General features: G+C 66.1%; 15 protein-coding genes. 7 read left to right on the forward strand and 8 right to left on the reverse strand.

Going from position 1 to position 21,212, the window contains the following annotated elements:
• Positions 1-76: 76 nt before the first annotated feature.
• From ACFVTD_RS08785 to ACFVTD_RS08795, 3 genes are all read left to right on the forward strand, one after another.
• Positions 77-1,375, forward strand: a complete 1,299-nt coding sequence (locus ACFVTD_RS08785) for a molybdopterin molybdotransferase MoeA (protein ID WP_387561710.1) — start codon at positions 77-79, stop codon at positions 1,373-1,375.
• Positions 1,376-1,905: 530 nt separating this feature from the next.
• Positions 1,906-3,318 carry an MFS transporter gene (locus tag ACFVTD_RS08790; RefSeq protein WP_387561058.1) on the forward strand — a complete coding sequence of 471 codons (1,413 nt, stop codon included), beginning with the start codon at positions 1,906-1,908 and terminating at the stop codon, positions 3,316-3,318.
• Between the two features lie 253 nt (positions 3,319-3,571).
• Entirely contained in the window at positions 3,572-6,079 is a 2,508-nt protein-coding gene (locus tag ACFVTD_RS08795) for an FAD-dependent oxidoreductase (RefSeq protein WP_387561061.1), read from the forward strand.
• 158 nt (positions 6,080-6,237) lie between these two features.
• On the opposite strand, the gene fdhA is transcribed toward ACFVTD_RS08795, so the two are convergent.
• The 3 genes from fdhA to ACFVTD_RS08810 all read right to left on the reverse strand — a co-directional run bounded on the left by fdhA (position 6,238) and on the right by ACFVTD_RS08810 (position 10,294).
• Positions 6,238-7,452 (reverse strand): formaldehyde dehydrogenase, glutathione-independent, encoded by a 1,215-nt coding sequence (gene fdhA / locus ACFVTD_RS08800; protein WP_387561064.1) that lies wholly within the window; start codon positions 7,450-7,452, stop codon positions 6,238-6,240.
• Positions 7,453-7,589: 137 nt separating this feature from the next.
• On the reverse strand, positions 7,590-8,993 hold the full coding sequence (locus tag ACFVTD_RS08805) for a ferredoxin reductase (protein ID WP_387561067.1): 1,404 nt from the start codon (positions 8,991-8,993) through the stop codon (positions 7,590-7,592).
• The gene (locus ACFVTD_RS08810; protein WP_387561069.1) at positions 8,990-10,294 is read right to left on the reverse strand and encodes an SRPBCC family protein; all 1,305 of its coding nucleotides are present in this window, start codon (positions 10,292-10,294) and stop codon (positions 8,990-8,992) included. The genes ACFVTD_RS08805 and ACFVTD_RS08810 overlap by 4 nt, the downstream gene beginning before the upstream one ends.
• A 373-nt stretch (positions 10,295-10,667) precedes the next feature.
• Between ACFVTD_RS08810 and ACFVTD_RS08815 the strand changes: the two genes are divergently transcribed.
• Positions 10,668-12,137: a DUF222 domain-containing protein gene (locus tag ACFVTD_RS08815; protein WP_387561072.1), complete on the forward strand. Its 1,470-nt coding sequence runs from the start codon at positions 10,668-10,670 to the stop codon at positions 12,135-12,137.
• 91 nt (positions 12,138-12,228) lie between these two features.
• Here the strand turns inward: ACFVTD_RS08815 and ACFVTD_RS08820 are convergent, their stop codons facing one another.
• The 3 genes from ACFVTD_RS08820 to ACFVTD_RS08830 form a co-directional block, all read right to left on the reverse strand.
• Positions 12,229-14,583: an FdhF/YdeP family oxidoreductase gene (locus ACFVTD_RS08820; protein ID WP_387561075.1), complete on the reverse strand. Its 2,355-nt coding sequence runs from the start codon at positions 14,581-14,583 to the stop codon at positions 12,229-12,231.
• Positions 14,584-14,700: 117 nt separating this feature from the next.
• On the reverse strand, positions 14,701-15,321 hold the full coding sequence (locus ACFVTD_RS08825) for an MBL fold metallo-hydrolase (RefSeq protein WP_387561078.1): 621 nt from the start codon (positions 15,319-15,321) through the stop codon (positions 14,701-14,703).
• Positions 15,321-16,406: an S-(hydroxymethyl)mycothiol dehydrogenase gene (locus tag ACFVTD_RS08830; RefSeq protein WP_387561081.1), complete on the reverse strand. Its 1,086-nt coding sequence runs from the start codon at positions 16,404-16,406 to the stop codon at positions 15,321-15,323. The genes ACFVTD_RS08825 and ACFVTD_RS08830 overlap by 1 nt, the downstream gene beginning before the upstream one ends.
• 304 nt (positions 16,407-16,710) lie before the next feature.
• Between ACFVTD_RS08830 and ACFVTD_RS08835 the strand changes: the two genes are divergently transcribed.
• The 3 genes from ACFVTD_RS08835 to purM are packed head-to-tail and all read left to right on the forward strand — an operon-like array spanning position 16,711 to position 19,896.
• A complete protein-coding gene (locus ACFVTD_RS08835; protein ID WP_387561084.1) occupies positions 16,711-17,025 on the forward strand; it encodes a hypothetical protein in 315 nt (104 codons plus the stop codon).
• 58 nt (positions 17,026-17,083) lie between these two features.
• Positions 17,084-18,754 (forward strand): amidophosphoribosyltransferase, encoded by a 1,671-nt coding sequence (gene purF, locus ACFVTD_RS08840; RefSeq protein ID WP_387561087.1) that lies wholly within the window; start codon positions 17,084-17,086, stop codon positions 18,752-18,754.
• Complete coding sequence (gene purM / locus ACFVTD_RS08845; RefSeq protein WP_387561090.1) at positions 18,751-19,896, forward strand: phosphoribosylformylglycinamidine cyclo-ligase; 1,146 nt, start codon at positions 18,751-18,753, stop codon at positions 19,894-19,896. Before purF ends, purM begins: the two co-directional genes overlap by 4 nt.
• Before the next feature lie 71 nt (positions 19,897-19,967).
• Here purM and ACFVTD_RS08850 read toward each other — a convergent pair whose 3' ends face one another.
• Together ACFVTD_RS08850 and ACFVTD_RS08855 are read right to left on the reverse strand one after the other, a co-directional pair.
• Complete coding sequence (locus tag ACFVTD_RS08850; RefSeq protein WP_387561093.1) at positions 19,968-20,741, reverse strand: VOC family protein; 774 nt, start codon at positions 20,739-20,741, stop codon at positions 19,968-19,970.
• A 166-nt stretch (positions 20,742-20,907) separates the two neighbouring features.
• Positions 20,908-21,141, reverse strand: a complete 234-nt coding sequence (locus tag ACFVTD_RS08855; protein ID WP_387561713.1) for a DUF3073 domain-containing protein — start codon at positions 21,139-21,141, stop codon at positions 20,908-20,910.
• Positions 21,142-21,212: the final 71 nt, after the last annotated feature.

Below are 21,212 nucleotides of genomic sequence, written 5' to 3' on the forward strand. Positions count from 1 at the left end.
CCGTGGCCTGCGTGTGCCCATCAAATTAACAAGGAGGGCCCGGATGCCTGCCAATGGACCGACAGCCACCGTTCCCATGAGTGCGGCAACGCCCGGACCCGTCCCGGAACCGGGATGCGTACCGTGGTCCGAAGCGCGCCATATCGCCTTCGGCTCCGCCAATCCTCTCCCGCCGGTGGCCGTCCCGCTCGCTGAAGCCATTGGGCGGACCCTGAGCCGGAATGTCACCGCTCTGCAGGACCTTCCGCACTATGCCTCGTCCGCGATGGACGGTTGGGCGGTGAACGGACCCGGCCCCTGGCTGCTGGGCGGATCCGGCCACCACACGTCCCGGCCCCCTGAAGGCAACCGGTTCCTGCCTGCTAACAGCGCTTCCGTGATTGCCACCGGCGGCCTGGTACCGCACGGCGCCGATGCCGTCCTGCGGAAGGAAAGCGGCCTGGTTGCACGGGATACCAACGGCAACCAGGTCCTCGGACTCCACCCGGACGCGAAGGCCGGCGAGCCGCGCAGCGGCCAACACATCCGTCCCGCCGGGCAGGAAGCCCGCTCAGGGGACGTACTCATACCTGCAGGCACTGTCCTTAATCCCGTTCAAGTGGCCCTGGCTGCGGCGGCAGGGCACGACACCGTGCAGGTCCGCGCGCGTCCCGCCGTCGCCGTCGTACTCACCGGGGCTGAAGTGGTGACGCAGGGCATCCCGGCTCCCGGGCAGGTCCGGGACACCTTTGGCCCGCAGCTGGGAAACGTCGTCTCCCTCCTGGGCGGCGTTGCCGGCGCTCCGCAGAGGATCGGTGACTCTTTCGGCAGCTGGCTGGATGCCCTGGACGGCCCGCGGATGCCCGCGGATGCGCATGCAGACGTCATCATCACCACCGGCGGCACCGGCAAATCCGGGACGGACCACTTCCGGGCCGCCGTCGATGCCCTGGGCGGACAGCTGCTGGTGGACGGCATCGCGATGCGGCCCGGCCATCCGGCCGTGCTCGCCGGGCTTCCCGACGGGCGGTTCGTGGTCGGCCTCCCGGGCAATCCCCTGGCGGCCTTGATCTCCCTGCTCACTATCGGTGCACCCCTGCTCGCCTCGCTTGGAGGCGCCGGGCTGCCTCCATTGCAGCTCGTCATGTCCGGCTGCGACCTCGAGGGCGATCCGGGCAGGACACGCCTCATCCCCTGCCGGTTCCTGTCCGGCCTTGCGTTCCCGGTCCAGCACACCGGGCCAGGCATGATGCGCGGCCTTGCCTGGGCTGAAGCGGTCATGGCCGTCCCTCCCCAGGGCATTGACTCCGGGAAACCCGTTACAGTGCTCCCGCTTCCGTGGGCAGCACCACCGGAAACCACGGCATCCGGGACGGAGGCCACCATGCCCACGTAGCACGCAGCCGCCCTGGCCACCCCCTCGCCAGGCAGCCAAAGCGACAGCAAGGGGCGGTCTCCCCTGGCCAAGCGGCAGGGCTTTTGGCGTGCCCGGAAGCGCCCGGCGGGAGCGCCTACATACTTTGCCTTTAGGGGGTCACACTCTTGACATTGGATGTGAGCTAGCGCACGATTTTGTTGCATACAGCGAAGGTTGTTGATCATCACGGAACGAAAGTCGCCCGGATAAGCTCCACCCGTCCCGGCTCCACCCGTGATGGCTTTGGGGAACAGACGAACGAAATCATGTTGGCCGATCCGAAAGGGCCCTGCCCGTGCCTCGGCCGCACAACGCCGCCAGCATCAATGCGGCGGCGCCAGATCACCAAAGGAAACTGTCTATGACTATCAGGGGTGGCAGCACCATCGATCGAAGCAGCACGGGGCGCCGGAACCGGGGAACGACGCCGAAGTCTGCCCGCGGGTCCAGGAAACAGCGCTCTGGCGCCTTCAGCGGTTTGCGCTGAAGCCAGAAGGGAACGAATCTCAATGACCAATCCGACCAAAACGACGACCCCCGTCGACAACTCCTCATCAAAAGAGACCAGCTCAACGTTCAAGCGCCGCTTCATGATGCGGCTTGTCGCGGTCTTCATCGGCGGGATGTTCCTTGACGGTTACATCCTCGGAATCATCGGCCCGGTGACCGGATCCATGCGGTCAGATCTCCAGCTCGATGCACTGTCGCTGGGCATGATCGCTGCAGGCCCGCTGGCTGGTATCTTCATCGGCTCCCCGCTGGCCGGCTGGGCTACTGACAAGTTCGGACGCAAGCCAATGTTCCTCGTGGACATGGGCCTGTTCCTGGTCGCCTCAGGAGCCCAATTCTTCGTAATCTCCGGAGACGGCGCCGTGATCCAGCTGGCCCTCATCCGATTCATGATGGGCGTCGCGATCGGCGGCGAGTACTCAATCGGTGGGCCACTGCTTTCAGAGTTCTCCCCACCCAAGCTCCGCGGGCGGTTGCTCGGGCTGACCCTGATCGCCTGGTACGTCGGTTTCATGATGGCATTCATCATCGGCACGCTCCTGCACGACGCCGGCACCCCCTGGCGCCTAGTACTCGGCACGAGCACGATACTGGCATTCGTTCTGTTCCTTGCCCGCATGGGCCTCCCCGAATCGCCGAGCTGGCTCATTACGAAGGGACGGCACAAGGAAGCACTCGAAATCGCACACCGATACATCGAATCGCCGCAGATGCACGACAGCATCACCGGAGAGATGGATCTGAGGATGCTCCAGGAGGCCCAAGCCGCGGAGAGTGGGACCAAAATCAAGAACGCCTCCTTCGGAATGCTGTTCTCGAGGCAGTACTGGCGCGCCACTATCTTCACTGCAGGTTTTTGGTTCTGCGCGGTCACTCCCTACTTCGCGATCGCGACCTTCGCCGACGAGGTGCTCAACCAATTCGGCTTCGGCGGCGGCTGGGCCGGTGGAGTCGGCCTGTCCGCACTTGCGGTCGCGGGCGTTGTCACCAGCGTACTTCTGATTGACAAGCTCGGCCGCCGAATCCTCACCGTGCCCGGGCAGTGGCTCTGCGCGGGCATCCTGCTGGTCATCGGACTGTGGGGGAACGCACCAGCGATCCTCGTGCTCGTCCTGTTCCTCGCCTTCTCCTACTTCAATGCCGGCTACACCACGATGACCCAGGTCTATCCGGCCGAGGTATTCCCCGGCCACCTGCGCGGCGTCGGCATGGGCTTCGCCGCGTCCTTCAGCCGCATCGGAGCCGCACTGGGCACCTTCGCCCTGCCATGGGCAATCGCCAACATCGGCATGGGCGCAACCATGGTCGTAGCCGCCGCCGTCGCATTACTCGGCGCAGTCCTCTCGCAATGGCTCGCGCCTGAGACGAAGGGGCGCACCCTCGCCGAGATCTCAGCAGACTTCTCCCACTGACACCGGGACCCCACGGTCACACGTCGCCGGATAACCGGACCTGCACAAAAGAGGCCTTCGCCGCACCAGCGGCGGAGGCCTCTTCGCCGCCTATCGACAGAGTCCTGCCGCCCCCGCAACAAAGCAGGAAACCCTTGACATCGTCTGTGAGCTAGGACACCCTGTTGCATATAGTGATGCGCGTTGCTCATAGCGAAGCAATTCCATCACCCGGTCAGGCGGATTCCAGCACCAACCAGGAGAACCAAAAATCATGAGCGCATCACCCCGCGTCGTCATCATCGGAGCCGGCATCGTCGGCACCAACCTCGCCGACGAGCTGGCAAGCCGCGGCTGGAACGACATCACCGTCGTCGAACAAGGTCCACTGGAGCTCGCGGGCGGCTCCACGTCCCACGCTCCCGGCCTGGTGTTCCAGAACAATCCGTCCAGGACCATGACGGAGTTCGCCACATATACCGTGAACAAGCTCCTCGCCCTGGGCAAGGAAGGCGAGTCCTGCTTCAACCAGGTGGGCGGCCTCGAGCTGGCCACCACGCCGGAGCGGCTGGCAGACCTGAAGCGCAAGATGGGCCTGATGACTTCCTGGGGCGTCGAAAGCCGGATCATCGACGCCGACGAATGCGAAAAGATCTACCCGCTGCTGAACACCGGCAAGCTTTCCGGCGGCCGCGAGGTCCTGGGCGGCCTCCTCATCCCCACCGACGGACTCGCCCTGGCGGCCCGCGCCGTGCAGCTCCTGATCGAGCGCACCCGCGAACAAGGCGTCACCTACCGCGGCTCCACCACCGTCACCGGCATCGTCCAGGAGGGCGGAAAGGTCACCGGCGTCGAGACCTCCGGCGGCGTCATCCCGGCCGACATCGTGGTCTCCTGCGCTGGCTTCTGGGGCCGCGAGCTCGGCCGGATGGTCGGCCTGGAAGTACCCCTCCTGCCGCTGGCCCACCAGTACGCCGTCAGCACGCCGCTGGCCGAACTCGAGGGCGTCAACGAGCTCCCCAAGGGCGCCAGCAAGCCCATCCTGCGCTACCAGGACAAGGACCTGTACTACCGCGAATGGGGCGACCGCATCGGCATCGGCAGCTACGCCCACCGCCCGATGCCCGTGGACATGTCAGCACTGCCGAAGGTCCCTGCCGAGGACATGTCCGACCACCGCATGCCCTCCCGCCTGGACTTCACCCTCGAAGACTTCCTGCCGGCCTGGGAGGACAGCCGGGACCTGCTGCCGGCACTGCGCAACACGGAAATCCAGGACGGCTTCAACGGCATCTTCTCCTTCACCCCGGACGGCGGCCCGCTCATGGGCGAGGCACCGGACCTCGACGGCTTCTTCGTGGCCGAGGCCGTCTGGGTCACGCACTCGGCCGGCGTTGCCAAAGCGATGGCAGAGCTGATTATCGACGGCCGGCCGCAGACCGACCTGCACGGCTGCGAGCTGACCCGTTTCGAAAAGGTGCAGACCTCCGACGCGTACGTCAGCGAGACCTCGCAGCAGAACTTCGTGGAGATCTACGATGTCATGCACCCGCTGCAGCCCCGCGAATCACCGCGGGACCTGCGCGTCAGCCCCTTCAACGTCCGCCAGAAGGAGCTCGGCGCCTTCTTCCTGGAGTCCGCCGCCTGGGAACGCCCGCACTGGTTCGAAGCCAACCGCGGCCTCCTGGCCGAGCTGCCGGAGGAATGGCGCGCCCCTGAGCGCGAGGAGTGGGCAAACATGTTCCACTCCCCCATCTCCGCCGCCGAAGCGTGGAAGACGCGCACCGCCGTCGGGCTTTATGACATGACGCCGCTGAAGCGGCTCTCCGTCACCGGCCCCGGCGCCCAGGCGCTGCTGCACCGGTTGAGCACGGGCAACATCGCCAAGAAGCCCGGTGCCGTGACGTACTGCCTGCTGCTGGCGGACGACGGCGGCATCCGCAGCGACGTGACCGTGGCCAGGCTCGCGGAGGAAGACTTCCAGCTGGGCGTGAACAGCAACGTGGACTTCGACTACCTTCGGGTGGAGGCGCGCCGGCAGTCAGCGGCCGATCCCGCCCAATGGGCCCACGTCACCGACATCACCGGCAGCACCTGCTGCATCGGCCTGTGGGGCCCCCTGGCCCGCGAGGTCATCGGCAAGGTCAGCGAGGACGACCTGACCAACGACGGCCTTAAGTACTTCCGGACCAAGCAAATCTCGGTGGCCGGCATCCCCGTCACGGCGATGCGGCTCTCCTACGTCGGTGAACTCGGCTGGGAGCTGTACACCACCGCCGAGTACGGCCTGAAGCTGTGGGACGTGCTGTTTGAGGCCGGCCGGGAGCACGGCATCATTGCCGCCGGCCGCGGCGCCTTCAACAGCATGCGCCTGGAGAAGGGCTACCGGCTGTGGGGCACGGACATGACCACCGAGCACCACCCGTACCAGGCCGGTCTGGGCTTCTCCGTGGCCAAGGACAAGACCGGGTTCGTCGGCGCCGACGCGCTGGTGGTCCGCAAGGAACAGCCGGCGGCCAAGACGCTGCGCTGCCTGACGGTCGACGACGGCACGTCAGTTGTGCTGGGCAAGGAACCGGTGTACGTGGCCGGCGAAGCCGTTGGGTACGTCACCAGCGCGGCTTACGGCTACACGGTCCGCAAGCCCATCGCCTACGCCTGGCTGCCCACCGCTGTGGAGATCGGCGACTCCGTGGAGATCGAGTACTTCGGCCGCCGCGTAGCGGCCACTGTCTCCGCTGAGCCGCTGGTGGATCCCGGCATGGAGCGCCTCCGCGGCTGACCTGCTCCCACCGCACCAGGTGGTGGGCCTGCTTGAGACCGGCAGGCCCACCACCTTTTTGTTGCCCTGGGGAACGCGCACTGCGGCAACGAAAAAGGAGCCAGTCCCAAGGTTGATGGGACTGGCTCCTTTGCCCTTCAGAAACCGGGCTCCGGGTATCAGTTGTTGAGGTAGCCGTTCGGGTCCAGGACGTACTTCGTGGCAGCTCCGGCGTCGAACTCCGCGTACCCGCGCGGGGCGTCGTCAAGCGAAATGGCCGTCGCATTGACCGCCTTGGCGATCTGGATCCGGTCATGCAGGATGGCCATCATCAGCTGGCGGTTGTACTTCATCACCGGGCATTGGCCCGTGGTGAAGGACAGGGACTTCGCCCAGCCGGTACCCAGGGACAGGGACAGGCTTCCCTTCCGGGCGGCCTCGTCCGCGGCTCCCGGGTCGCCGGTGACGTAGAGGCCGGGGATGCCCACCGAGCCGCCGGCGGTGGTGAGGTCCATCAGCGAGTTCAGCACTGTGGCCGGTGCCTCCTGGGCGCCGTGGCCGTGGCCGCGGGCCTCGAAACCGACCGCGTCGATGCCGGAGTCGACCTCCCGGACGCCGAGGATCTGCTCGATCTGGTCTGCAGGGTCGCCGTCGGCCACATTGACCGTTTCACAGCCAAAGGAGCCGGCGCGGGCCAGGCGGTCCCCGTTGAGGTCGCCCACGATCACTACCGCGGCGCCCAGCAGCTGGGCGCTGGCGGCCGCTGCAAGGCCCACGGGACCGGCTCCGGCAACGTACACGGTGGACCCGACGCCGACGCCGGCCGTGACCGCACCGTGGAAGCCGGTGGGCAGGATGTCCGAGAGCATGGTCAGGTCCATGATCTTCTCCAGTGCCTGGTCCCGGTCGGGGAAGCGCAGCAGGTTCCAGTCCGCGTAAGGAACCAGGACGTACTCAGCCTGGCCACCCACCCAGCCGCCCATGTCCACATAGCCGTAGGCGGATCCGGGACGGTCAGGATTGACGTTCAGGCAGATGCCGGTCTTGCGCTCCTTGCAGTTCCGGCAGCGGCCGCAGGAAATGTTGAAGGGGACCGAGACAATGTCCCCCACCTTGATGAACTCGACGTCGGGCCCGGTTTCGATGACTTCGCCGGTGATCTCGTGGCCCAGGACCAGCCCTGCCGGCGCAGTCGTGCGGCCGCGGACCATGTGCTGGTCGGACCCGCAGATGTTGGTGCTTACAGTGCGCAGGATGACGCCGTGCGGAACCTTCCGGCCAACGTTGGCGGGATTGACGCCGGGGCCGGCTTTCAGTTCAAACGTGGGATATGGGGTGTCGATGACCTCGACGACTCCGGGCTCTTTGTAGGCAACAGCTTTGTTTCCTGACATGGGCATGGCTCCTATCGTTGGCGTTCGATTCCCACGGAAGGCCTGACGCTGGCTGCATCAGACCTTCCATGTGGTGTTACTTTTCACTTGTTGTGAATCTTTGGGGTGCGCACGGCTCCCGCGGCTCCGGGGCGCGCCTAGGCGTCGATCACCATGTCGGTGCGCGCCGTGGAGCAGCAGGGAAGGAACTTTCCGGCATCGATTTCACGTTTACGGATTCCGCCCTGGTGGTTCATGTCGATTTCCCCGGACAGCTTGACCACCTTGCAGGAGCCGCACATGCCCTCCTTGCAGTTGGCGCCGATCCGGACACCGGCGCGCTGGGCCACCTCAAGGATGTGATCCTCGGGGTCGATCCGCACGTTGATCCCGGTGCGCATGAAGGACAAGGTCAGGCTGCCGGTTCCCACGGTCTCGAAGCTTGAGGCGTCGGGGGTCTGCGCCTCCGGGGCGGCAGCCGGGGTGCCGGCGCCGGCGTCCGGCGTGGCGGCCTCCAGGGCCAGTCCCGCGGCCTGAAGGGTTCCTTCCTCGTCGTAGCCGGGCTCGTAGATCCCAAACGCTGCAGGCTGGCCTTCGAAGTAGTCCTCGGCGGACTCCGCGATTTCCTCAGCGATCTCCTCGGCGATGTCCGCCGCCAGGGCGAGCTCGGCCTGGTATTCAAGGAGGGTCTGCCGGTCGCCGGAGAAGAACTCCATGTAGATGGACGTGTCATCGACGCCCACCTTCTTGAGCAGTTCGGTGGCGGTGTTCAGGTAGCCCTCGGGTCCGCAGGCGTACACCTGCCGGCCGTTGGCGTCCGGTGCCACCTCGTCGATCATCGCGGCGGACAGCCGCCCACTGAAGCCTTCCCAGTCCTCCGGCCGGCCGCGGTCGCCCAGGGCATAGAAGACCTTGACGCGCGAGTCTACGGAAGCGATGTAGGCCAGCTCCCGGTGGAAGGCGAAGCCGCCGGCTTCCGCGCCGTGGTAGAGCACCACCACGTCGGCGGTCCCGGGCAGGGAGTGGATGGTCCGCAGCATCGACATGATGGGGGTGATACCTGCGCCGGCAGCCAGGAACAGGTACCGGGCGCGCCGGTCGGCGTCAGGCAGGTGGAACGCCCCCACGGGTCCCAGCATGTCCAGGACGGTGCCGGGCCTGACATTCTGGTGCACCCAGGGTGAAACCAGTCCGCCGGCGTCCTTCTTGACGGTGACGCTGAAGGTCCACGGCTCGGTGGGCGAACTGGACAGCGAGTAACTGCGGTCCACGGGATCCTGGTCCTCGCCGTTCACGGGGAAGGCAATGTTGACGTACTGCCCGGCACGGAACGCGAGAGGCGCACCGTCGGTGCGGCGGAACACGAACGTCATCATGCCGCCCGCCTCGGGGATGGTCTCGACGCATTCGGCCATGAATTCCTGCGGATGCCACGGGCCCAGGGCCTTGGCTGCGCTGGCGGGTCCTTCGATGCTGCCCATGACCCGGTTCCACGGCATTTCAAGGCCGCGGATGCGCTGCGGTTCCTGGACGGGCGTCTCAGTCAGGGCAACGTCAATCATGCCAAGTGCTCCTGCACCCGCTGGACGTACCAGTTGATGAAGGCCTCCACCTGGTATTCGCTCTTCATGTAGGGGCCGGGTTCGTAGGCGGGGCTGGCGGCACCCTGCTGGCACAGCTCAACGAATGCCTTGTCCTGGATGTTGGTCTGCTTCCAGGTGTAGGTCAGCTTGTCGAGGTCGTAGTCGACGCCTTCCTCGGCGTCGTCGGCCACCAGCCAGGTGGTGCGGACCAGGGACTGGTGCTCGTTGATGGGGAAGACGCCGAAGGTGATGACGTGGTCGCCCAGGAAGTGGAACCAGCTGTTGGGCTGCAGGTGCATCGAGCAGCGGCCCAGGCGGAAGTCCGGCAGGTCGCCGAGCAGCTTCTTGGAGAGCCTGCGGCCGTCGGCCGAGAACGACTCGCCCTCGCCGTCCAGGGATTCGCGGGAAATGCGGATGCCGGCGATGCGGGTATCGAGTTCCTCAACCACCTCGTAGGGCAGGCCGTAGCGGCGGCACCGCTCCTCGAGGGAGGACTGGGCTTCCTTGTTGCGGTCCCAGACCTCTTCGAGGTGGGTGGGGATCAGGCCCTCGGTGAGGCCCCAGGTGGGGAACAGGGAGCATGCGAGTTCCGGGTGCCCGTCGCAGTGGTAGCACTCACGGTTGTTCTCCATGACGAGCTTCCAGTTGCCCTCTTCGATGATGTTCTGCTGGTAGGCAATCTTCGTCTTGGACAGGTCGTGGGGTGCCAGGTAGGGCTCGAAGATCTTGGCGGTTTCGTCGAAGTCTGCCGGCGGAACGTCTGCGATGCAGACGAAGATGAGCCCGGCGACCTCGCGGCTGTGGGCGCGCTTGAGCGCGAAGCAGTTCTTGTCGAACTTGGCCTCGCCCGGGGCGGAGGCGTGGATCAGGTTGCCCTCGGGCGAGTAGGTCCAGGAGTGGTAGCCGCAGACCAGGTTTCCGGTGGAACCGGCAGCTTCGGTCAGGACACGAGCACCGCGGTGGCGGCAGACGTTGTGCAGGACGTTGACCTCGCCCTCATCGGTGCGGAGCACGATCAGGGAGTAGGGGCCGTAGTCGACCGTGATGTAGTCGCCCGGCTCCGGAAGCTCGGCAACGCTGCCGGCAAAGATCCAGTGCTGGCCGAAGATGGCTCCCATGTCGAGTTTGAAGACCGTCGGGTCAGTGTAGAAGGGGGCATCGAGGGAGTAACCCCTGCGCCGCAGGGCGAACAGCTCCGTAATTTCAGCCAGCTGCTCGGCAGGCAGTGTTGAGGCGAGCTTTCCGCGTGCGCTAAGCGGCGCGTTCACTGAGGTAGTCATGTGTTTCCTCCCGAATAGGGCTGGGTTGTGAGCATTTTGGGTGATTACGGAGCATGCGGGGCAACAGGGGGTGTCCAAGACATCCTGTTCCTGAATGTGGGGAGGTCAATCGGGAACAGGAGCGATGACTCCAGAAGAAAATCTGGAAGCATCTAACGCAACAGCGATCACCATATGCAACAGTGTGACTCTTGCCACGCCCAGTGTCAATCAATTTCGGATATGACGAAAGAGCACGGTCGGTGGCGCGGTGGACCGCCATTCACGAACGTAAAGAATCCTTTACCGGACCTGCCGTTTTGGCTGACCTTCCCCTCCCGCGGACAGGCCTGACGCTCCTATTAATGTCGTACCTCCTTGTCATGATTGGTTTATGGGGAAAGCAGCGGTGGTCAAGGCTTACGAAGACATCCGTGCTGCGCTTGCTGTGCTGAACACGGAGGTGGATGGGTGCGGTTCTGAGGCGTTTTCGCGGGCTGATCCGTTGGCTGGTTTGGCGGATGGTTGCCTGGACATTCTGGCCGGTGCCCGTGAGGTGGAGGCCGGGATCGCGGCTTTGAAGGCCAGCGCGGCAGTGGCGTATGCGGAAAGCGCCGCTGTTGTTGCTGGTCCTGATGTGCCGGGGCGGGTGCAGGAGATGGCGGTCGCGGCGGAAATCGGATGTGTGCTGGCTTTGGGGCCGCGGGCGTCGTCGTCGTTTCTGGCGACTTCCCATGCGGTGGTGAAGGAACTGCCGTTGACGTTGGAGGGGCTGCGGGCCGGGACCTTGTCGTGGAGCCATGCGGTGGTGATGGCGGATGAAGCGGCGTGCCTGGATGCTGACGGGGCGGCGGCGTTGGAGGCGCATTTCCTGGACCCGGACGCCCCGGACCGGGCGCGGGGGTGCCCGTTGGGGCAGTTGCCGGCGCACCGGTTCAAGGCCAAGGCCCGGACGTGGCGGGAACGCCACCACGCGGAGTCCATCGAAACACGCCACGCCAAGGGGGTCGCTGACCGGCGGGTAGAGTTCCGGCCAGACCAGGACGGGATGGCCTGGCTGTCCGCGTGCCTGCCCGCGGAGCAGGCACTGGCGGGGTGGAACCGGCTCACCGCGATCGCCCGTGGCATGGGCCCGGACGAGGGCAGGACCCTGACCCAGCTCCGGGCCGATACCTTCGCCGACGCGATCCTCACCAACGGCAACGGCAACGGCAACGGCAACGGCAACGGCAGCAACATCGGCGCCAGCGACACCAGTGACGGCAGTGGCAGCGTCACGGAGGGGGCGGGCGCCGTCCGGGACCGCGCGCAGTCGCCGGTCCGGGCGCAGGTGTTGGTCACGGTTCCGGTGTTCGCGTTGATGGGCCTGACGGACGAGCCGGCGGTGCTGGACGGGTATGGGCCGATCCCGCCGTCGATGGCGCGGGATTTGGTGGCGAACGGGGCCGGGTCGTTTTACCGGGTGTTAGTGGATCCGCGGGACGGGGCTCCGTTGGAGATCGGCCGGACAAGCTACCGGGTAACGGGGCCGATGCGGGCCTGGCTGCGGATGCGGGACGGCAAATGCCCGTTCCCCGGTTGCAGCAACAACTCCCTGGACAACGAGGCCGACCACATTCTCGCCTGGGCCAAGGGCGGCACCACGGGGATCAATAACCTCGGTCAGCCCTGCCCGAAACACCACAGACTCCGCCACACCACAGGCTGGAAACCCACTCCCACCACCAAGGACGAGCCACCCGGCTGGACCTCACCCACCGGCCGCCACTACCCCAGCGAACACCAAGACTGGGAACCACCCCGATGGCCGGACATCCAAGACCGCGTCCGGGTTTCGCAGGAACCAACCCACTTAAGAACCTGAGCGGGGGAACAGCGACGGCGGCACCCGGCACCTGCCTGACTGCCGCCGTCGTTATTGCGCGCACCGTCCCAGCTAACCCACCCCGGTGGGGCTAGGCGCGCGTTCCGGCCAGCTCCCCTGCAGATTCCTCGGCGGCTGCCGCCCCGCCCTGGTGCGGCTCGAACCTGACGAACATGGCCTTGAAGCCGGGGGTGTTGGACACGCGGGCCACGTTTTCCTTGTGGACCAGGGCGTTGGCCTCCGGGAAGTAGGCCGCGGCGCAGCCCTTCGCGGTGGGGTACGCCACCAGGCGGAACTTGTCCGCCCTGCGGTCCACGCCCTGGAAGGTGCTTACTACATCAACGAGCTCGCGGTCCTGGAAGCCGGCTTCGGCGAGGTCCTCCGGGTGGATCAGGATCACGCGGCGGCCGCCGGAGATGCCGCGGTAACGGTCGTCCAGGCCGTAGAAGGTGGTGTTGTACTGGTCGTGGCTGCGCATGGTCTGCAGCACCAGATGCCCCTTGGGCGGCGTCAGGTATTCCAGGGGGCTGACGGTGAACCGGCCGCGGCCGATGTCGGTGGCGAAGGAACGGGTGTCGCGTGGCGGGTTGGGCAGCACGAAGCCGTTCTTGGTGCGGACGCGTGCGTTGAAGTCCTCGAAGCCGGGCAGGACGCGGGCAATGTGGTCGCGGATCACGTCGTAGTCCTCGGCCATGCCGCGCCAGTCCACCGGATGGTCCGGCCCGAAGGTGGCTTCGGCCATGCGGGCCACGATCACGGGCTCGGCCAGCAGGTGTTCGGAGACCGGGGTGAGGCGTCCCTGGGTGGAGTGGACCACAGACATGGAGTCCTCCACGGACAGGAACTGGGCGCCCTTGGGGTGCTTGTCGTCCTTGTCCGTCCGGCCAAGCGTGGGCAGGATCAGGGACGTGCGCCCGTGCACCACATGGGAGCGGTTGGGCTTGGTGGAGATATGCACGGTCAGTCCGATCCGCTGCATCCCCGCTTCCAGGGTTTCGGTGTCCGAGCAGGCGAGGGAGAAGTTCCCGCCCATCGAGACGAACACGTCCACCTCGTCGCGTTCGAACGCCTCCATGGATTCGACGGCGTCAAAGCCGTGGTGCCGCGGGGACGAGATGCTGAACTCGGCGTCGATCGCGGAGAGCAGCTTCTCGCTGGGTTTTTCCCAGATTCCCATGGTCCGGTCGCCCTGGACGTTGGAGTGCCCGCGGACGGGGCAGGCACCGGCACCCGGCTTGCCGAAGTTGCCCTGGAGCAGCAGGACGTTGACCATTTCCTTGATGGTGTCCACCGAGTGCGGCTGCTGCGTCACGCCCAGCGCCCAGCAGAAGATGGAGGCCTTGGACGCCACCAGCATACCGGCCACCTTCTCGATCTGTTCGCGGGTCAGGCCGGTTGCAGTTTCAGTTTCGTCCCAGTCAAGAGTGCGGCGGGCGTCGCGGTAGGCGTCGAACCCGTCCGTCTGCGCGGCAATGAAGGAATGGTCGACGACGGTCCCCGGGTTTTGTTCCTCGGCTTCCAGGAGCAGGTGGCCCAGCGCCTGGAACAGCGCCAGGTCTCCGCCCACCTTGATCTGCAGGTACTCGTCAGCCAGCGGGGTGCCGCCGCCCACCACGCCCGAAACGGTCTGGGGGTCCTTGAAGTTGAACAGGCCGGCCTCAGGCAGCGGGTTCACGGCCACCACCTTGCCGCCCTTGTCCTTGCATTCCTTCAGCGCGGAGAGCATGCGGGGGTGGTTGGTGCCCGGGTTCTGGCCCACCACGAAGATCAGTTCGGCGTCATGGATGTCGTCAAGGGAAACGGTGCCCTTGCCGATGCCGATCGTGGGGTTCAGCGCGGATCCGGATGACTCGTGGCACATGTTGGAGCAGTCCGGCAGGTTGTTCGTGCCCAGCGACCGCGCGAACAACTGGTACAGGAACGCGGTCTCATTCGCAGTGCGGCCGGAGGTGTAGAAGACGGAACGGTCCGGGGTGGTCGCCCGGAGGTGCTCGCCGATCAGCTCGAAGGCGTCATTCCAGGAGATCGGCGAATAGTGGGTGTCCCCCTCGCGGATCACCACCGGTTCGCTGAGGCGGCCCTGGTTGCCCAGCCAGTACTCGGTCTTGGTGGACAGCTCGGCAATGGAGTGCTTGGCCCAGAACTCCGCGCCCACGGTCCGGAGGGTGTTCTCCTCGGCCACGGCCTTGGCGCCGTTCTCGCAGAACTCGGCCGCTTTGCGCTTCTTGTCCGATTCCGGCCACGCGCAGCCGGGGCAGTCGAAGCCGCCGCGCTGGTTCAGCCGGAGCAGGGAATGCGCCGTTCGGGTCACGCCGGCCTGCGCCACCGCGCGTTCCAGGGCTACCATGACGGCTTTGACCCCGGCAGCCTCGGTCTTGGGCTTGTGGACTTCGAGCTTGTCCTCGTCGATGTCCGCAACGGGGGCAGGCTGCTTGCCGAACTTCATTGTTCCCACTTCCTCGCCGGCACCGGGGACTTCCCGTGCCGGCCTCTGTTGTTCATGTGCAGTGGAGGCGCGCCGGGAACCCCGGCGCGCCTCCAGGGCGGTCGTCGCGTGTTGCCGCTACTCGGAAACCTTCGCCAGCGTTTCCTGCTCGGCGGCGATGGTGGTGTCCTCGCCGTGGCCGGTGCGGACCACGGTCTCCACCGGCAGCGTCAGCAGCCGTTCGCGGATGGACTTCAGGATGATGGGGTAGTCGCTGTAGGACCGGCCGGTGGCGCCCGGGCCGCCGTTGAACAGCGTGTCCCCGGTGAAGACCGTGCCTTCGCTTTCGAGGTAGAAGCACGTGGATCCCGGCGAGTGTCCCGGCGTGTGGAGCGCCGTCAGGGCTGCCCCGCCCACCTCGAACTCGTCACCGTCGGTGTGGTACCCGTCTGGTTTCGCGTCCGGGTAGACCTGCTCCCACAGCACAAGGTCCTCCCGGTTCAGCAGGATCGGTGCTCCCAGGGCGTCAGCGACTTCCCGCGCGGCACCGATGTGGTCGTTGTGCGCGTGGGTGAGCAGGATGGCCTTGACCTTGCGGCTGCGGACCTGGTTGATGATCGCGGCAGCGTCGTGCGGTGCATCGATGATGACGCATTCCTCGTCGTTGCCCACGATCCAGACGTTGTTGTCCACGTCCCAGGTGCCGCCGTCGAGCGAGAACGTGCCCGAGGTGACCAGGTTCTCGATGGTCACGGCCATCAGATCTCCACCACGGAACGCAGGACCTTGCCCTCGTGCATCTTGCCGAAGGCCTCCTCCACCTGGTCGATGGTGATGCGTTCGGACACGAAGGCATCCAGGTCCAGGTTGCCCTGCTTGTAGTGGGACACCAGCATCGGGAAGTCCCGGGAGGGCAGGCAGTCGCCGTACCAGGAGGACTTCAGCGATCCGCCGCGGCCAAATACGTCCAGCAGCGGCAGTTCCAGCTGCATCTCCGGCGTGGGAACACCCACCAGGACCACGCGGCCGGCAAGGTCGCGGGCGTAGAAGGCCTGCTTGTAGGTTTCGGGACGGCCGACGGCGTCAATCACCACGTCGGCCCCGTTGCCTCCGGTCAGGGCCCGGATGGCCTCCACCGCGTCCTCCTTCTTGGAGTTCACGCCGTGGGTGGCGCCAAGGGACGTGGCCATCCCGATCTTGTTGTCGTCGATGTCAACGGCGATGATCGTCGTCGCACCCGCAAGCCTCGCGCCGGCGATCGCGGCGATGCCCACACCGCCGCAGCCGATCACTGCCACGGACTCGCCACGCTTGACCTCGCCGGTGTTGATCGCAGCCCCGATGCCGGCCATGACGCCGCAGCCCAGCAGGCCCACCGCGGCCGCGTCGACCTCGGGATCCACCTTGGTGCACTGCCCCGCGGCGACCAGCGTCTTCTCCGCGAAGGCACCGATGCCCAGGGCGGGAGAGAGGACCGTGCCGTCCTCGAGGGTCATCTTCTGCGTGGCGTTGTGAGTGTTGAAGCAGTACTGCGGCTGGCCCTTGGCGCAGGCCCGGCACTCACCGCAGACAGCGCGCCAGTTCAGGATGACGCGGTCACCCGGCGCCACGGACGTCACGTCCGGACCCACGGCACTGACCACACCGGTGGCCTCATGGCCCAGAAGATATGGGAAGTCATCGCCGATGCCGCCCTGCTTGTAGTGCAGGTCCGTATGGCAGACGCCGCAGGTGATGATGTCCACCAGGGCCTCCCCTGGGCCCGGATCCGGCACCAGGATGGTCTCCAGCGACACCGGGGCATTCTTCTCCCGGACAACGACAGCTTGAACTTTATGGACCATGGTTCTTGTGTTCCTTTCCTGGATCCGGCCGGATCCGGTGAGTCGGCACCAAGTGCCAATCTAGCTGACATGCCACGTCCGGGGACCACGTCACGCCGCTCCGCCGTCCGCATCCAATTGCGTATTACACAACACGATGCACATAGCGCCTACCGGAAAATATGACAGTGGCCACACTTCATGTCAATAGATATATCAGTTATAGCTTCCGTGGCTACCAGGAGCTGGCGTCCACCGCGCCCCTCCACCGCCCGGGGCCCGCTCCGTTACCCGCACCCTTTGGTCCGGCATTAGGCTTAATGGCATGGCTTTTGAACAAACCCCTGCCGAACGGCGCGAGGTGACCGTGCGCCGCGCGCCGAAGTATGTCCCCTTCCTGGTCCTGGGGGCACTGGCAGGCATTGTTGCCGCCGCAGCGGTGGCCTACGCAGCGCCCGGTGACTCGACGTTCGATCCCGGCGCTGTCTTCGGATTCTTCCTGGTGATGTTCGCCGCCGTCGGCGCCATCCTTGGTGCAGCACTGGCACTGGTCCTGGACCGCCGCAGCGTGAAGCGGCAGGAACGGGCCGTCGTAGAGGCCATTCCGGATTCGGAACCTGATACCGATCCCCAGGACTAGCGGGGTCACAAATTGATGCGGGGGAAAGTCATACCCCATATCGTGCGATAATCGATCAGTGGCACGCGGCGATGGCAAACTTTCCCATGATCTTCTTCCCGGCGAAAAAGGACCCCAGGATGCCTGTGGCGTCTTTGGTGTTTGGGCACCCGGTGAAGAAGTAGCAAAACTTACCTACTACGGGCTGTATGCACTGCAGCACCGCGGCCAGGAGTCGGCTGGCATAGCGACCAGCGACGGCAAGCGGATCAACGTCTACAAGGACATGGGCCTCGTGTCCCAGGTCTTTGACGAAACGACACTGAACACCCTGACCGGGCATCTGGCCGTGGGCCACTGCCGTTACTCCACCACCGGCGCCAGCCACTGGGCCAATGCTCAGCCCACCCTCGGCGCCACCTCCACCGGCACAGTTGCCCTGGCGCACAACGGCAACCTGACCAACACCGCCGAGCTCAACGCCATGATTACCGAGCGCAATGGCGGGCAGCTCACCGGTGAAATGAAGCAGGGCAACACCTCGGACACCGCCCTGGTCACCGCCCTGCTGGAAGGCGAGCCGGGCAAGAGCCTAGAAGATACCGCCACGGAGCTCCTGCCCAAGATCAAGGGCGGCTTCTGCTTCGTCTTCATGGACGAAGGAACCCTCTACGCAGCCCGCGACACCTTCGGTATCCGTCCGCTGGTCCTGGGCCGCCTGGAGCGCGGCTGGGTTGTCGCCTCCGAGCAGTCCGCCCTGGCCACCGTGGGTGCCAGCTTCATCCGCGAGATCGAGCCGGGCGAGTTCATCGCCATCGACGAGGAAGGCGTGCGGTCCAAGAAGTTCGCGGAGCCGACGCCAGCCGGTTGCGTTTTCGAATACGTGTACCTCGCCCGTCCGGACGCCGCTATCGCCGGGCGTTCCGTGTACGAGTCCCGCGTGGAAATGGGGCGCCAGCTGGCCCGGGAGAACACCCACGAGGCCGACATCGTCATCCCCGTGCCGGAATCGGGCACTCCGGCAGCGGTGGGTTACGCCGAGGAATCCGGCATCCCGTTCGCACACGGCTTCGTCAAGAACTCCTATGTGGGGCGCACCTTCATCCAGCCCTCGCAGACCCTCCGCCAGCTGGGCATCCGGCTCAAGCTGAACGCCCTTGAGTCCGTGATCCGCGGCAAGCGCGTCGTGGTGGTGGACGACTCGATCGTCCGCGGCAACACCCAGCGGGCCATTGTCCGGATGCTCCGGGAAGCCGGCGCCGCCGCCGTGCACGTCAAGATCTCCTCCCCGCCCGTGCAGTGGCCCTGCTTCTACGGCATCGACTTCGCGTCCCGCGCGGAACTGATCGCCAACGGCGCCACCATCGAGGAAATTTCCCAGGCCATCGGCGCGGACTCGCTGGCCTACATCTCCGAGGACGGCATGATCGGCGCCACCCGGCAGCCGCGCGAACGCCTCTGCACCGCCTGCTTCACGGGCAAGTACCCCATCAAGCTTCCCGACGCGGACAAGCTGGGCAAGAACCTGCTGGAGCGTACCGACCTGGGCGGCATCAAGCCCTCCCCCGCGGCCCTTCCGGGCGAAACGGCCGCCCTGGCCGTTGACGCCACCGAGGACCCGGCGGAAAAGGCCGGCGCCACGGGCTGCGATCCCGGCCCGGACTCCGAATTCGAGAACCTGCTGACCGAAGCCGACCTCGTGCCCGACGTACACGCCGCCACCAGCGCCGACAAGAAGGACTCCGTATGACCTCCGCCAGCCCCGCCGCAGACAACGCCGGCATCACCTACGCGTCCGCGGGCGTGGACGTCGAAGCCGGGGACCGCGCCGTCGAGCTCATGAAGGATGCCGTGAAGGCAACCCACAACTCCTCGGTGATCGGCGGGGTGGGCGGCTTCGCCGGGCTCTACGATGTCTCGCGGCTGCTGACTTACAAGAAGCCCCTGCTGGCCACTTCCACGGACGGCGTCGGCACCAAGGTGGCCATCGCCCAGGCCATGGACATCCACGACACCATCGGGTTCGACCTGGTGGGCATGGTGGTGGACGACATCGTGGTGGTGGGCGCCGAGCCCCTGTACATGACCGATTACATCGCCTGCGGCAAGGTGGTCCCCGAGCGTATCGCCGGTATCGTCCGCGGTATCGCGGCTGCCTGCTCCGTGGCCGGCACCGCCCTGGTGGGCGGGGAGACCGCAGAGCACCCCGGCCTGCTGGGCGAACACGAATACGACGTCGCAGGTGCAGCCACCGGCGTGGTGGAAGCGGATTCCCTGCTGGGCCCGGACCGAGTCCGCGCCGGCGACGTGGTGATCGGCATGGCCTCCTCGGGCCTGCACTCCAACGGCTACTCCCTGGTCCGCCGCGTCATCAACCACGCCGGCTGGGCCCTGGACCGCCAGGTTTCCGAACTGGGCCGCACCCTGGGCGAGGAGCTCCTCGAGCCCACCCGCGTCTACGCGGCCGACTGCCTGGACCTGGCCCGCACCTTCCCGGTCAGCGCCGGCGCCGCCGTCCACGGCTTCAGCCACGTCACCGGCGGCGGCCTTGCTGCCAACCTGGCCCGCGTCCTCCCCCAGGGCCTGGTGGCCACGGTGGACCGTGCCACGTGGGAACTGCCGGCCATCTTCAAGCTGGTGTCCGAGCTGGGCAACGTTCCGCTGGCCGACCTGGAGCGCACCCTTAACCTGGGCGTGGGCATGGTTGCCATCGTGTCCCCCGAGGCCGCCGATGCCGCCGTCGCACGCCTGAACGAACGCGGCCTGCCGTCCTGGATCATGGGCACGGTCACCGAGGATTCGGACGCCATCTCCAAGTCCGGACCTGACTACGTCCAGGGCGCCAAGGGCGTGGACGGCGGCGCGGTCCGCCTGGTCAACGCCTACGCCTAAAGGCTTCTTCGAGTGCTGAGTAGTTGTCGTTTTCACGCCTGGGAACGACAACTACTCAGCACTCGATGTGTTTAAGCCACCTGGATCAGGTTGAGGATGCCGCCCTGCGGGTCCTTGATGGTGGCCAGTGAACCGTCAGCCGGCCGTTCGTCCGGCTCAACGAGGACCTCGCCCCCTGTTGCCTGGGCTGCCGCTGCCGCGGCGGCAACATCGGCCACACCGTAATAGACCTGCCAGTCCGCCTCGTCGCCCGCATCGGCGGGAACGATCCCGGCCACCTCGTTGCCGCCGATGAGCAGCGTACTGTAGCTGCCGCCGTCGTCCTGTGGGTATTCGGTGACATCATGCCCGAAAAGCTGCTGGAAGAAGCCGACGGCGGCCTGGGGCTCGGGCGTGAAGAGTTCCGCCCAGGCCAGGGCGCCCGGCTCGTTGAAGAGTTGGCTGCCGTAGTGGCTCCCTGCCTGCCAGATGCCTGTGGTTCCGCCACCGGGCGGGGCGAGGAAGCCCAGTACACCGGTGTCTCCCACCTGTTCCGGCCCGAACTGGGCCGTCCCCCCGGCGTGGCCGGCCTCAGCCAGCAGGTCCGCGGCGTCCGCGGCGGCGAAGTAGACGTTCCACTTAGCGGAGGTGCCGGCCTGCAGCTGCAGGGGGCTCTGCGGTGCGATGGTGGCCACCAGCTGCCCACGGACGAAGGCCTGCGCGTAGCTGCGGCCGTCCGGGGTGGGAAAATCCTGGTAGGTCCAGCCGAACAGGCGGCTGTAGAAATCCTTGGCCGCCGCGACGTCGGGGGTCTGCAGGTCTGCCCAGCAGGGCTCGCCGGTGGCATAGGTGGTCCGAACGCTCATCCGGTCAGGTTACCAAGCCGGGGCACCGGAGAAACACGGAAAACCCGTTGCCGCACCGGCACTCCGGCGTGGCAACGGGCTCCACGATGTAAGCGGTCACCCGAAACCGGGTTACAAGAAGGAGATCACAGCAGCCGGGCGCTGGGCCACGGCAGGCTTGCGACAACTACCCGATGCGACGGTTGTCAACCTCGTCGTCATCGTCATCCAAATCATCCGCGTACTTGTCCACATAAGCCGAATAGTCCGGCTCAACCGGCTCACTCGAGTAATGGCTCGTCGAACGACTGCCCGGACCCGTCAGCTCACGCTGAAGTGCCGAGTAGTCAGTGTTCGGGGAGTAGTACTTAATGTCCCGAGCCTGCTTGGTAGCTTTTGCCTTTTGACGGCCGCGCCCCATGGCGTGACCCCCTTTTGTACTTGGACCGGAGGTGGTCACCTTGGCGATCGGTGAGGCCCCGGAATGTTTGG

Origin of the sequence: Pseudarthrobacter sp. NPDC058119 (genome assembly GCF_042884655.1) — a bacterium.
Classification (GTDB): Bacteria; Actinomycetota; Actinomycetes; order Actinomycetales; family Micrococcaceae; genus Arthrobacter.